This window comes from Cocleimonas sp. KMM 6892 (assembly GCF_035798195.1).
Classification (GTDB): domain Bacteria; phylum Pseudomonadota; class Gammaproteobacteria; order Thiotrichales; family Thiotrichaceae; genus Cocleimonas; species Cocleimonas flava.
Genome location: NZ_JAPFBV010000004.1, coordinates 143,202 through 157,340, shown reverse-complemented (window position 1 = coordinate 157,340; position 14,139 = coordinate 143,202). Strand labels below are relative to the sequence as shown.

Sequence of the window (14,139 nt, the reverse complement as noted above, 5' to 3'; positions counted from 1 at the left end):
TATTAATAATTGTATAAGAAGTGGGAGAACATTCAGTGTTAGAAGAAAAAAAAACCTATGAGGAGACCTGTGCTGCATTAACCTGGGATATTCCAGAGTATTTCAATATAGGTGTGGATATCTGTGATCGGTGGGCGGAGGCTGATCCAGATCGTATTGCATTGATAGATGTTGAAGAAAATGGTGACTTCGAAGAATATAGTTACGCTGATTTAAAAGCGATGTCGAACCAATTGGCAAATGCCTTAGCTAAATTAGGTGTTGAGCGAAAAGACAATGAAATAGGTGATCGTGTTGGGGTGTTATTACCGCAATGTGTTGAGACTGCAATTGCGCATATTGCCGTGACAAAAATGGCTTGTGTGTCGATTCCATTATTCACTCTTTTTGGTCAGGAAGCCTTATTGCATCGATTACGAGATTCCAGTGCCAAGGTGGTGATAACCAATACAGAAGGCGCGGCAAAAATTGCCAGTATCAGGGATAAGCTACCAGAGCTTAAACATGTTTTTTCTGTTGATGGTGCAGACGCAAACGCTGAAAACTTCCACGATTTTTATCAAGGAGAAAGTACAGAGTTTACTCCGGTAAAAACGCATTCTGAGGATGCTGCCTTACTGATTTATACGTCTGGAACTACAGGAAACCCGAAAGGGGCATTGCAAGCGCATCGTACGTTATTGGGACATCTTCCCGGTGTTGAAATGAGTCATAATTTCCTGCCTCATGAAGGTGATAAATTCTGGACGCCAGCCGATTGGGCGTGGATTGGAGGTTTGCTGGATGTATTAATGCCAGCCTTACATCACGGAATTCCTACGGTGGCTTATCGTTTCTCGAAATTTAATAACGTCGCTGCTTTAGAATTAATTAAAAAACATAATATCCGCAATGCATTCTTGCCACCAACCGCTTTAAAAATGATGAGATTAGTTCCTGATGCTGAGAAGTTTGGAATAAAAATGCGCTCAGTCGCCAGTGGTGGCGAAACTCTGGGCACTGAACTTATCGAGTGGGGTGAAAAAGCACTAGGCACAACGATTAATGAATTCTACGGACAAACCGAATGCAATATGATTGTTGCCGCCTGTTCTGCTCAGGAATATCCTTCGCCAGGTTTGATGGGGCGTGCGGCTCCCGGGTTTGTGGTTGATGTGATTGATGCCGAAACTGGAGAGATTAAAAAAGCAGGCGAAGAGGGTGCCATTGCGGTACAAGTGCCTAACCCGGTTATGTTTATCGAATACTGGAATAAGCCCGAGGCGACAGCAGAGAAAACCAAGAAGTTTGGTGATATTGAGTGGCTATTTTTAGGAGATCGAGGAGTCCGCGAAGAAGATGGTCGCTTGCGCTTCGTGGGTCGTGATGACGATGTTATTTGTTCGGGTGGTTATCGAATAGGTCCTGCAGAAATTGAATATTGCCTGATTTCACACCCTGCTGTGCAGTTAGCTGGGGCAGTGGGTAAGCCAGATGAAATAAGAGGGGAACTTGTTACCGCTTATGTGACACTTACAGACGGGTATAATGAATCTCCGGAACTTGCAGATGAGATTGCCCAATACGTTAAATCGCGTTTAGCCGCGCACGAGTATCCAAGGGAAGTACGCTTTATAGACGCAATGCCAATGACCACGACGGGTAAAATTATTCGTGGTGATTTGCGGAAAATGGCGACTTCAGAAAATAATTAAACAAAAAATATTAGGAGCTTTTATGTCACTAGAAAACCGTTTTACCGAAGATGAGATTTTCCTGCTTTCGACCACGCCTACTCAAATTGGTACGGTTATGGCTTTTGCTGAAGGCAGTGGTTTAGGAACGATTAAAGAAATGTACGCCAGCTCTAAAAGCTTTGTTAATGGTCTTAAAGACTATCCTGATAATGAGATCATCATTGGCGTATTGCCCAATGTACATGAGTTTAAAGAGTCGATGAGTCAGGCTAAAGAAATGCGTCAAAAAGCCATGGCACGACTCAAAGAAAAGGGGATTCAGTCCGGTGAGCAGTTACGTGCGCAGTTGATTGAAGATAGTCGTGCGGTGTCAAAACTATTGGAAGAAAAAGCCTCGGCTGAAGAAGCGAGAGAATACAAAGAGTGGGCAATGCACATCGCAGAAAATGTCGCGAATGCCGCTAAAGAAGGTGGTTTTCTAGGGATTGGCGGAACGCGTGTAAGTGAAGGTGAAGTGGAGGCGTTTGCCGAAATTGCGAAGGCGCTAGGTACATCTTCTAGACTGACCCTGGTTTAAATGTCTTTATAGTGATTCAGGGTGTTCTCAAGGGCTGTGGAACAAAGTGTGTTGAGGAGTTTGAGTATTTAATGGCCCTCACTGGCTGGAGTCAGAATACCCTGATGATGGTTTTTTTCACCGTAATATTTATCTTACTGATTGGCCTGGCTATGCTGGGCCATAAGTTTAGGAAGAAACGTCGTTCTCGTCGTTGGAAGTAGCCAAACTGATTTTTTTTGTTTTTTTAAGATTTTAGCGAGAAATAAGAGGGTTTGAGTGCTATTGCTGAATTTTTATAATTCTAATTCTACACGTAAGCCATAATGATCGGACGGTCTCACGTCTAATGTTGGGACTTTTTCTTTTCCAAATGTTTCAAAGCTTTTTACTCGGATTTGATGTGCCCAGACGCGATCAAATCGACTGCTGCGTTGCTCTTCCCGCCAAGTAACTTTTTCAGATTTTGGTTCGCCAACATCACTCCATGCATCAACGATATCGCGATGATTCAAGGCTTGCCATTCTTCATTGCGCAGATTGGTATCACCAGCGAAAACAGAAGGTCCTAGTGCAGACATCTGGTCAATCACATATTGTGCCTGATCAATGCGTTCATGCTTACCCGGTTTCATGCTTTCTAAATGAGAGGTCATCACCGTTACACCATCGAGTTTAATGCTGCTCAGTTCCCTACCTTGCTGGCTGAAAGTAAAGGGTTCTTGATTAAAATCCAGTACTTTCTGTCTGACTGCAACGACTTCAAAATAAGAGCGTATGCCAGGTTCGTTTGGAAATAGCGTAAACCCAGCCGCTTGAAAATGTGGTTTAAGGTGCGCGAAATAAGTTCTCTCTACGACTTCCTGCAACAGCACAATATCTGGAGTATTGGGTGTAAAGTCAGGAGCGATTGCTGCTTCGATCGGTGCGCCGAGTAGAATTTGAAACATCGCAGCTTCGGTTCGCATGTCAATGTGTTCGTCTTCGAGACCGTTAAGATTCCAGCTAACTAATTTCAATGGTACGCCTGTTATTAATATTCATGGAAAAAGTGCCCTAAAGGTGGGGGGTGCCTTTTTCATTTTTTACTATCTTCAGTAACCCTAAACTCTATAGAGATATTTTCTATATAATTTATTGCTAATATAATCGATCAATTATCTAAACCAATTTGCATCAGATTAACTCAAGGAAGAGAGATATTATGCCTAAAATAATTAACAGTGACATCATTTCTTCGATTAAACAAAAGCTTGAAGATCATCCGATTTATGAAGCGGTTGAATCTATTGAGGATTTGCAATGTTTTATGGAGCACCATGTCTACTCTGTTTGGGATTTCATGTCTCTGGTTAAATATGTGCAAGCGACGGTAGCTCCTGCTAAAGCGCCTTGGTTGCCAGGCGGTGATTCTAATGTTCAGCGTTTTATCAATGAGTTAGTGTTAGAAGAAGAAACGGATGAGGGAATTAATGGAGAAGGTTACTCCAGTCATTTCGAATTATATCAACAGGCGATGCTGGAAATTGGCGCTGATATTTCAAAGAGCAACGCATTCCTTGAAGATGTGCGTATGCAAGGCGTGAACCAGGCTTTATATAAGGGGAATATTCCAACGATATGTAGAGATTTCACTGAAGTAACGTTTAGCTGTATTGCTGCTGATAAACCTCATGAAGTTGCAGCATCACTGGCTTTAGGTCGTGAGCATATTATCCCTATTATGTTCCGCGCGATTCTCAATCGCACTGGCGTTAGCGAATCACAAGCGCCAACTTTTCATTATTATTTAAACCGTCATGTGCATATGGACGAAGAAGTCCATGGGCCATTATCATTACGTTTGCTTAACGGATTATGTGATGGTGATACTGTCAAAATAGACGAAGCGATAATCGCAGCTCAAACAGCGGTTGAAGCACGAGTAAAGCTATGGGATGACCTGCTACTTGTGATTAATCATCAAAAGCAGCAGAAAACCGCACTTTCAGATCTGCATTTAAAGATAGCTTAAAAAAATGCCTCAAATGTGGGGGGTGCCTGTATAAATTTATAAAGCCTGAAAAACACCTAATTCGCGGTTTTTAATGACATCATCGTAATTAAATATCATGCCATTCATGGCGACGTAGACGCCATGTTTAGAGGCTTGTACTGCGCCAAGGGCAAATCCAAAGTTGAATACGGCATCGGTATCTTTGAAGACATAGGGAATCATGGCGCCGATTAAAACTATGGTTTTATTCAGTTGTTCTTTACCCAGCATATTGGCAGTTTCAACCATGGTGTCAGTACCATGTGTAATCAGGATTTTATCTTGTGATGCATTATGACAGGCTTTTAAGATCGAACGTCTATCTGCATCTGTCATGTCCAGGCTGTCTTTGAGCATCAGTTGCTCAATATCAATGGATGCACTGTTACGCCCAAGATGCAGTATTTCCTTGAGATGGGTTTCGGTAAAGTGCAGTTCGCCATTGGACTGGTTGTAGGCTTTATCAATGGTGCCGCCGGTAAGGAGTAGTTTGATGCTCATGTTGTGATTGTTCCGTTCCAGTTTAATGGTTTATAGTTTTAAGCGTGGCACCGCTTCGATTAATTCCTTGGTGTAAGAATTTTGCGGGTTACCACATACATCATCAGTATAGCCTTGTTCTACAACTTTGCCGGCTTTCATCACGATGGTTTCATCACTAAGGTATTCGACCACCGCTATATTGTGGGTGATGAATAATAAGGTCAGATCTCGCTGTGCTTTGATCTCTTGCAGCAACTGCAAGACTTCGGCCTGCACGGATACATCCAGTGCACTGGTGATTTCGTCACACACAATAAATTCAGGGTTTAAGGCGAGGGCGCGGGCCAGGCCAATGCGTTGTCGTTGACCACCAGAAAATTCGTGGGGGTAGCGCCATAAGAAATCGCGTTTGAGTTGCACGGCTTCCATCACATCGGCAGCAAGCTCAAGACGTTCTTCATCGCTATTACCAATATTATGAACCTTCATCGGTTCGGTAATAGTTTTGGCGATTAGTAAACGTGGATTGAGGGAAGATTGTGGATCTTGAAAGGAAATTTGCATCTTCTTACGCCACGGTTTTAATTCCTTTGACGATAAACCGACTAATTCGTGATCATCAATTTTGACACTACCTGCGGTTGGTTTTTGCAGTTGTAAAATGGCTCTGCCCAAGGTGGTTTTACCAGAACCTGATTCGCCTACCAAAGCGATAATTTTACCTTTATTGATATCGACCGTTACGCCATCGACGGCACGTACGTGGTCAACCACTCGTTGAAAAATTCCTTTACGAATAGGAAAGAAAACATCGAGGTCTTTGACACGTACTAACGGTTTCTCTGAGCTAGGATCTTTGATCTTTTCGCGTTTTGGTAGATTTTCTGGAACAGCGGCGAGTAATTTTTTACTGTAAGGATGCTGCGGGTTTTTGAGTACTTCTTTGGTTTCGCCAAATTCAATCAGCTTACCCTGTTTCATAACACCGACGCGATGTGCAATCTGTGACACCACACCAAAATCATGGGTGATAAATAGGATGCTCATGCCTTTGCGTTCCTGTAACTCCCTCATGAGTTTTAGAACTTCGGCCTGTACGGTAACGTCGAGCGCTGTAGTTGGCTCATCTGCAATTAATAGATCAGGCTCACAGGCTAGTGCCATCGCAATCATGATACGCTGACGTTGACCACCAGAAAGCTCATGCGGGTAATTATCAAAGCGTGATTCTGCATCTTTGATTTGTACTTCCTGCATCGCAGTTAAGGCGCGATCTCTGGCTGACTCGTCAGACATTTCAGGATGATGCAATAATAGCGCTTCCATGATTTGCTCACCCACGCTATCGACAGGGTTTAGCGATGTCATCGGCTCTTGAAAAATCATTGCGATGCGTGAACCACGAATATCGCACAGCTGGTTTTCTTTAAGGTCCAGCATGTTTACTTTTTCATACGTGGTTTTTTGTTGGGAGTTTATTCCTAAACCTAGACCACTTTGTTTGCGCCAATCAAAAAGAATACTGCCACTGGGATGGTGACTGATTTTTGCAGGTAATAACTGGATGATAGAAAGTGCCAGTATCGACTTGCCACTACCGGATTCGCCAACTAAACAGAAGGTTTCGCCTTTTTCGATATTGAAAGTGACATCATCTACCGCTTTAACAGTTTCATTAGCGCTTTGTAAATACGTTTTTAATTGTTTGATCTCGACTAAGTGGTCACTCGATGCCTTTTTCTCTGTCATCCAACCACTCCAGCTTTCTTCGCTAATTGAGGATCGATAGCATCACGTAACGCTTCACCCATCAGGTTATAAGCAAAGACGGTAAGGAAAATAGCGCCACCCGGATAAACCGCCATCCACCAGTTAAAGGTAGATGATTGCACTGCCTGATTTAGCATTTGCCCCCACGAAGGAGCACCAACAAGGCCAAGTCCAAGGAAGCTTAACATTGCTTCGGCAAGAATGGCTGAGGCAACACCAAAGCTGAGACCCACCAATAATGGCGCTATCCCATTTGGCAACATGTGTCGAAACAGAATTGATCTAAGGGGTAAACCGCTGGCGATGGTGGCTTGAACAAAATCCATTTTGCGTAATCGCAGGAATTCAGCACGAATATAGCGAGCATAACCAGACCAGCTGGTGAGGCCGATTATCACCATCATGATGTAAATACTTCGTCCAAAAAATGCCACAAACGTAAGGAGTAAAAAGAGCGTCGGAATCGATTCGAAAATCTCTACCAAACGCATTCCCAGCATATCCACGATACCCGAGAAGTATCCCATCAATCCACCAAGAATTACGCCAATGACCATTGCAATACCCGTTGCAATAAAGCCAATGCCCAAAGCAATTCTTGAAGCGTGAATCATGCGGCTGAGCACATCTCCGCCGTTTTCCTCAGTGCCCATCCAGTGTGTATATTCACTGTTTTCCAGAGGTGCTTCTAATGGCGTTGCCTGTGAATCACGTAAATAATCTTCTGGCGCATAGGGAATAGGGGGCATCACCACCCAGTCGTAGTTAGTGGTTTTAAGGTCTTCACGAAAATCAGAATAAACGACATTTTGTTGTACGGTGACAAACTGTTTACTGACTATCGTAGAACCCACAATAATGATCAGGAAAAATAACAGTAGGCTTTTAATTGAATGTCTAAGCGGGCTTAGAAATAGCAGAATAAGCACAAAGAATGCAATTAAAACAACGATGTCTTCAACGCTAAGGTAGCGGAATACAGGTGCTGATATTTCACCGTTTAAGCTAACCAATAACGGCATACTGTTGGCAAGGAAAGGTGCGAATACGGCAGCAATAACCAGGATGCCAACCCACATTAAACCTATTTTTGCTCCCCAGCCCGAGAACGTATGCTTAAGCACACGTCGCAGAAAACCTGATGATCTATGCTTTACTTTCTCAGTCGGTTTATTCATTGTGTTATCCATGAAAATCACCAAATATGTGTCTAATCATAAGAAACCCTCGGATCAACAATGGTATAGAGGAAGTCAGCCAATAGATTACCAATCAACGTCAAGAGACCACTGATTAAAGTAATCGAGAGAATCAATTCTCTGTCTCTGCCTTTAACCGCTTCAAGTGCTAGCTTGCCCATACCTTCGATACTGAAAATGGTTTCTACAATGATTGATCCTGCAATCAAGCCTGGCAAAATTCCTGCCGTGGCAGTAATTAAAGGCATCAAGCTATTACGAAATACATGCTTCCACAGTACATCGTTTTCACTCACGCCTTTGGCGCGAGCGGTGCGTGCGTAATCTGCCTGCAGGTTTTCTAGAATAGATGTTCGGGTTAGCTTGGTTAGGAATGCAAAGCTACCGTAGGAAAGCGTGATAATAGGCAAAATAAGATGCCATATCCTATCAAACAGGAAGCCTCTCACGATATCTTCACTAATGAAATTGAAGCCAATGGTAAGGCCGAAACCAGCACCCAGAATGCCTAGTATGCCGACCCTAAACGCAGGTGACTCAATCCAGCCCAGCAAAGCAATGGTGATCGCCCCGAGTATTGGTAGCGAGATTTGGTGCAAGAGTAAATCTTCAGGGTGTGCAGCTGACATCCACCAGCCAACAGCAACCCCTAAGATTGCACCAATAACAATACGTGTTTGTTTGTGATGCCATAGGGCTAGACTGACCATTGCAGCGGCACCTATTGTCATCCCGAGAAATAGTTTAAACACCGATATCAGTGATAAACCCGTGGGTAAAAACGTCATGTCCAAGGCTTCTCGTTCACTTAAGCCTGCGGTGGGAAACCACTGCCAGTGCTGCACATTAGCGAAGAATCCGATTAATAAAACACCCGTAAGCATTGACGGAATCGACCACAAGGCCAATAGCGAAACACTGGAAGCTACATCAAACCGTCCACCACGATCGGTGGCAGCTTTCACCCCTATCACTATGGCTATGATATAAATGAGAGGAATCGTGATTAGGTTCAGTAATAAGGTTATCGGCAGTCGTTCTTTAATTAACTCAGAAACATCACGCCCATAGTTGAAGCTTTGTCCTAGATCTGATCCCTTGGTAAATGAAAACTTATCAAAGTTATTATCGTCATCCAGCGTAAATCCAATCGGCGAAATGTTATTCAGCCAACGCAGGTATTGAATCGGGGCAGGGTCGTCCAGGCCATAGCGTTTGTTGTAGTAATCTTCCAGTGCTTTGCGTTCTGCGGGTTTCATGTCGAGCCCGCCAGTCAAAGACTGTGCGCTAATGCCGCCTGGTGAAGATGCCATAATGGAAAACACCACGATGGTAATCCCTAACAAGGTAGGAATCATCAAAAGCAGGCGACGTATGATATAAGCTAACATGTATTTATATTCAGTTTTATTCGATTATGAGTGAGCTTACTGTGTGTACTTTTGCATGTTTTTAGGCACATATACTTCCAGAGGTAATCGACTTTTGTTCAGGCCTAGCTTGGTTAGCTTTAAATTACTGATGCGTTTATCAACAAACGCCAGTGTCTTCCTGCGGAATAAAAACGAGTAGGGCTGGTCTTCATACATCACCGCTTCGGCTTTTTGCCAGATTGGCATGCGCTTATCAGAATCTACGGTTTTACGTGCTTCATCGATTAACTTATCCAATTCAGGATTTTTGTAATTGATAAAGTTATCGCCGTTAGTTTTTGCCTGTGATCCATGAAACATCTGGAAGATGTCTGTTTCTAAACCGCTAGTCCAACCCAGAGTGATGGCTTCAAAGTCTTTCTTATCCAGTAACTCAATCATTACCGGCCATTCTTGAGGTGTTGGGATGAGCTTAACGCCAGCTTTCGCGTACATATCTTTAAGTAGCAATATCATGCGTTGAGTATCTTCATTGCCTTGAAAGTAGGTAAGCTCAAACTCAAACGGCTTTCCTTCTTCATTCTCTAAGACGCCATTATTATCTCGGTCTTCGAAGCCGGCTTCCTTAAGCAGTGCTTTGCCTTTTTCGATATCGTATTCGCGTGGTTTAAGACTTGGGTCGTGCTGTTTAGAGCGAGGGCTAAAAGGGCTAATTGCCGTTTCTGCATAACCTAAAAAGATGTCTTTGTTAACACGATCACGATCGATTAAATAGGTCATTGCCTGACGAACGCGCTTATCCGCAAACAGGGTCGCTTCTCCTTTTCTTTCCTGATTCCAGCCAATATAGGAATAACCAACAACAGGCGGCATATATTCAAATTGCTGGCTCTTCGACATTATTTGTTTGTCTTCTTTGAGCTTTTCGTATTCGATCGGTCTGGCGCTATAAGTATCAACGTCGCCATTACGGTAGGTGGTTAATCGTGCGCTAGCGTTCTGGATAACGCGCCATAAAATTCTATCGTAAGAAGGCTGAACGTCACCCCAGTAACGGGTGTTTCGAACTAATTCGACATTGCCGTTTTCTGGTGTCCACGATTTTGGATCAGCTAACTGATACGGACCAGACCCGATCAAGAATCCTTTTGACTCATTGAATACTTCAGGTTTTTCTAAATATTCTTTGTAGAAGTGCTCTGGCATCACCTCTAAACTACCGGCAAGACTAAACGCTTCGAAGTAAGGCTCTTTAAATGTGAACGTTACTTTGTATGGTCCATCTGCGGTGACTGTTTTAATCTTTTCTAGATAGGCGCGGTGACGTGGTGCCTGAATTTTTTCATTCATGATGAAATTGAAACTAAACACAACATCAGAGCTATCTAATGGCTCACCATCAGAAAAATACACATCATTTCTAAGATTGAAGGTGATGACTAGGCCATCGTCACTAATGGTCCAGTCTTTAGCGATAAGACCTGTCCACTCTAAAGTATCGGGATCTCTTGTAATTAATCCTTCCAGTACGTATCCCTGAATATCACTGGCGGTGGCATCGGATGAAACCAATGGGGTGATGGTTTTGATATTACTGCCTAGTGCATTAACGCTCCAGTCACCTTGTGCATAATCAGCTTGTTGTGTCGCTGCTTTGGCACGTTTAAAGGCTAAAGACACCCCCCCACTTACAGGCGTTTTTTCTGAAGATTCGTTTGAGTTTGCGACTGATGTGCTGAGTGATTGAACTTTTAATGATTCTAACTTTTTCTCCATAGCATTGAGCGAGCCACGCAGATTACTGACATCACGCGATTGTTCAGAGAGTGAACGTTCCATCGCAGTTAGCTTTGTCCATTCGCGATCGCGTTGGTACATGGCCAGTATGATAAGAATGATGATTAACGTGAGAAAGCTGAATAATACAATGTCTTTAGTTTTTGATGTTTTTTTCATATTTTTTATAACTGTCTAAAGTGGATGTCTTAAGTAGGCATCAAAGTGGCCATGTTTATTAGAGCAAAATCAATGGTGTAAGTATTCATCATTTACTTGTTCTAAATCTTTAAATATTTATTAATTTTTCGTAATCTTTAATAGTCTTGCGTAACCTATGAGTCTTTTTTTATCGGCTAATTATCATTTGGCTCTTGATCTGCTTCGCTTTTAATTTTTGCATTCAGGCTGTCTATACTGCTTTCGTTAATCTCGATTTCGTCAATATCAAAGATATCCATTGGCTTATCTTCAATATGCTCGTCTTCCTCTTCTTCCCTTTCCTGTTCGTCAGCAGCTTCCGTCAAATCTTGCAGAGGCCCCAGATCAAGCTCAGGGTAAAGTTTATCGATATCCTGAATTTCGCTCAAGCTCGGCATTTCATCCAGAGACTTAAGATTAAAGTAATCAAGGAATTGACGAGTTGTACCGAGCAGGGCAGGTCGACCAGGTACTTCTTTATGCCCAACGACTCTGATCCAGTCTCTTTCCTGAAGTGTTTTGATAATATTCGAACTAACAGCAACGCCGCGAATGTCCTCAATTTCTGCACGAGTTATCGGTTGGCGATAAACGATGAGTGCTAGTGTTTCTAATAATGCTCTGGAATATCGCGCAGGTTTTTCATCCCAATGCTGTGTAACCCATTGTTTATATTCTGACTTTGTTTGAAAGCGAAAGCCGCTCGCTGTTTCTATTAATTCAAATCCGCGCGCTTCAAAGGTTTTCTGAATTAACGCTAAAGCTTGTTTCACATCATTTCGATTAACCAGGTCTTCTGTCTGGAAAAAACCTAAAAGTTTATCGATGCTTAGTGGTTTCTCAGCACTAATGAGTAGTGCTTCCAGAATGTTTTGTAATTTTTCTATTTGCATGTCTAATTCGTTATGTTTCTCGTTTAATAGAAGAGTTAAAAGCCACCCCCCCACTTATACGCAGTTTTTTCTGAATGCTATTTATCATCTATACAATTTCTTCTGTGCTGGAAACAGGTTTTAAATAGATGGGGGCAAACGCCTCGGCTTGCACCATGTCGATGACTTTGAGTTTTAGCAATTCCAGCACCGCCATCAAGGTGACAACAACACCCAGGCGTCCCTCTTTAAAAGTGAATAAGCTTTGAAACTCGATAAAATTATCAGCATCCAGCCTAGACAGGACGTGTGTCATGCGTTCACGTATTGATATTTCTTCGCGCTCGATTTCATGGTGCTTTTGCATATCGACGTGCTTAAGTATGTTTTGAAAGGCTAACAGGATTTCACGTAAGTCTACTTCGGGTTCTGGTTTTTCCTGATTATCAAGAATGACTTCTACTGAGGTTGGGAAGTTTTCACGCCCCGTGCGTGGTAATTCATCTATATCTGATGCTGCCTGTTTAAAGCGTTCGTATTCTTGAAGTCGTTTAACCAGTTCGGCGCGCGGGTCTTCTTCATCTTCGACTTCTTCATGGCGTGGCAAGAGCATGCGCGATTTAATTTCTGCCAGCATCGCTGCCATCACCAGATATTCAGCCGCCAAATCGAGATTGATGTTGCGCATCATCTCGACATAATCCATGTATTGAGAGGTGATTTCAGCAATCGGGATATCCAGAATATCCAGATTTTGGCGACGGATTAAATACAGCAATAAATCCAACGGACCTTCGAACGTTTCCAGAAATACTTCAAGGGCATCGGGTGGAATATAGAGGTCTTCAGGTGGTGCAGAAACAGCTTCACCATGAACAATGGCGAACGGTAGTTCGCCTTGTATCGGTATGTGGTGCTTAGTGTCTGTCTTGTTGGTCATTGATTCTCGTTGAAAAGGTGAAAATTACTGTTGCGAAAAGCGCATTGCCTCAACCACATCAGTCAAAGTTTCACGCGCCACATCACGCGCTGCTTCGCTACCTTCGCGAATGATTGCCCTTACTGCGGTGCGGTCATTCTCAAAAATTTGTGCTCTTTCGCGAATGGGTTGCATTTCTGCCTGTACCGCTTCGATTAAGGGCTTTTTGCAATCCAAACAACCGAATGATGCGTTTCGGCACCCTTCGTTAACCCACTGTAGTCGTGAATCATCGGAGTATACTTTGTGGAGATCAAATACAGGGCATTTTTCAGGATTGCCCGGATCAGTTAAACGAGCACGAGCAGGGTCTGTTGGCATCTTACGGATTTTCTCATCCAGCACATCAGGGTCTTCGCGTAAGCCGATTGTATTGCCGTAAGATTTAGACATTTTCTGACCGTCTAAGCCCGGCATGCGGGATGCTTTAGTGAGTTTCGCTTCTGGTTCTGGCAGGATGATTTTTCCCATGCCTTCCAGATAACCAAACAGGCGTTCTTTATCGCCCACAGATATATTCTGCTGTGCTTCTAGTAATGCCTGACCAATGTCCAAAGCTTCGAGGTCGCCTTGTTCCTGATAGCGTTTGCGCAAATCACGGTATAGTTTTGAATTCTTTTTACCAATTTTATGGATGGCAGCTTCAGCTTTTTCTTCAAAATCTGGCTCACGACCATAAATGTGATTGAATCGTCTTGCCACTTCGCGTGTCAATTCTATATGTGCAACCTGATCTTCACCTACTGGAACCATGTCTGCTTTATAGAGCAATATATCTGCAGATTGAAGCAGGGGATAACCAAGGAATCCGTAGGTTGCTAAATCTTTCTCGCGTAACTTCTCTTGCTGATCTTTATACGTCGGAACACGCTCTAACCAGCTCAATGGTGTAATCATTGAAAGCAATAGATGTAATTCTGCATGTTCAGGCACTTCTGATTGTAAGAAAATAGTCGCAGAGCTCGGGCTGATGCCTGCTGCCAACCAATCAATCACCATATCTTCAACATGTTGTGGTGTGCCACTTGGGTCATCGTAGTGTGTGGTAAGTGCGTGCCAATCCGCTACGAAGAAAAAGCACTCGTAGTTTAATTGCATTTCAACCCAGTTTTTCAATACGCCATGATAATGGCCCAGGTGAAGTTTGCCTGTGGGACGCATGCCAGATACGACACGTTGATTTTGTGGAATTTGTGTATTCATAAATTAGAAGCGTTTT

At 43.1% G+C, this 14,139-nt stretch carries 12 protein-coding genes; 3 read left to right on the top strand and 9 right to left on the bottom strand.

The genetic code is table 11. From position 1 onward, the window contains the following. Positions 1–35: 35 nt before the first annotated feature. Positions 36–1,694, top strand: a complete 1,659-nt coding sequence (locus OO007_RS12335; RefSeq protein WP_325809032.1) for an AMP-binding protein — start codon at positions 36–38, stop codon at positions 1,692–1,694. 22 nt (positions 1,695–1,716) lie between these two features. Continuing rightward, positions 1,717–2,253 (top strand): hypothetical protein, encoded by a 537-nt coding sequence (locus tag OO007_RS12330; RefSeq protein ID WP_325809031.1) that lies wholly within the window; start codon positions 1,717–1,719, stop codon positions 2,251–2,253. A 275-nt stretch (positions 2,254–2,528) separates the two neighbouring features. On the opposite strand, the gene OO007_RS12325 is transcribed toward OO007_RS12330, so the two are convergent. Continuing rightward, complete coding sequence (locus OO007_RS12325) at positions 2,529–3,251, bottom strand: endonuclease/exonuclease/phosphatase family protein (RefSeq protein WP_325809030.1); 723 nt, start codon at positions 3,249–3,251, stop codon at positions 2,529–2,531. 185 nt (positions 3,252–3,436) lie between these two features. On the opposite strand from OO007_RS12325, the gene OO007_RS12320 reads away from it, so the two are divergent. Then, a complete protein-coding gene (locus tag OO007_RS12320; RefSeq protein WP_325809029.1) occupies positions 3,437–4,246 on the top strand; it encodes a DUF3050 domain-containing protein in 810 nt (269 codons plus the stop codon). A gap of 36 nt (positions 4,247–4,282) precedes the next feature. On the opposite strand, the gene OO007_RS12315 is transcribed toward OO007_RS12320, so the two are convergent. The 8 genes from OO007_RS12315 to OO007_RS12280 all read right to left on the bottom strand — a co-directional run bounded on the left by OO007_RS12315 (position 4,283) and on the right by OO007_RS12280 (position 14,123). Beyond that, entirely contained in the window at positions 4,283–4,768 is a 486-nt protein-coding gene (locus tag OO007_RS12315; protein WP_325809028.1) for an asparaginase domain-containing protein, read from the bottom strand. A 30-nt stretch (positions 4,769–4,798) separates the two neighbouring features. Continuing rightward, positions 4,799–6,499, bottom strand: coding sequence for an ABC transporter ATP-binding protein (locus OO007_RS12310; RefSeq protein ID WP_325809027.1), 1,701 nt, complete (start codon positions 6,497–6,499; stop codon positions 4,799–4,801). Beyond that, the gene (locus OO007_RS12305; RefSeq protein WP_131906191.1) at positions 6,496–7,698 is read right to left on the bottom strand and encodes an ABC transporter permease; all 1,203 of its coding nucleotides are present in this window, start codon (positions 7,696–7,698) and stop codon (positions 6,496–6,498) included. Before OO007_RS12305 ends, OO007_RS12310 begins: the two co-directional genes overlap by 4 nt. Before the next feature lie 32 nt (positions 7,699–7,730). Further along, positions 7,731–9,110, bottom strand: coding sequence for an ABC transporter permease (locus OO007_RS12300; protein WP_325809026.1), 1,380 nt, complete (start codon positions 9,108–9,110; stop codon positions 7,731–7,733). A 36-nt stretch (positions 9,111–9,146) separates the two neighbouring features. Then, positions 9,147–11,048, bottom strand: coding sequence for a peptide-binding protein (locus tag OO007_RS12295; protein ID WP_325809025.1), 1,902 nt, complete (start codon positions 11,046–11,048; stop codon positions 9,147–9,149). A 176-nt stretch (positions 11,049–11,224) separates the two neighbouring features. Continuing rightward, positions 11,225–11,962 carry an SMC-Scp complex subunit ScpB gene (scpB, locus tag OO007_RS12290; protein WP_325809024.1) on the bottom strand — a complete coding sequence of 246 codons (738 nt, stop codon included), beginning with the start codon at positions 11,960–11,962 and terminating at the stop codon, positions 11,225–11,227. Positions 11,963–12,050: 88 nt separating this feature from the next. Beyond that, positions 12,051–12,881 (bottom strand): segregation and condensation protein A, encoded by an 831-nt coding sequence (locus OO007_RS12285; protein WP_325809023.1) that lies wholly within the window; start codon positions 12,879–12,881, stop codon positions 12,051–12,053. Positions 12,882–12,905: 24 nt separating this feature from the next. Next, the gene (locus tag OO007_RS12280; protein WP_131906004.1) at positions 12,906–14,123 is read right to left on the bottom strand and encodes a tryptophan--tRNA ligase; all 1,218 of its coding nucleotides are present in this window, start codon (positions 14,121–14,123) and stop codon (positions 12,906–12,908) included. Positions 14,124–14,139: the final 16 nt, after the last annotated feature.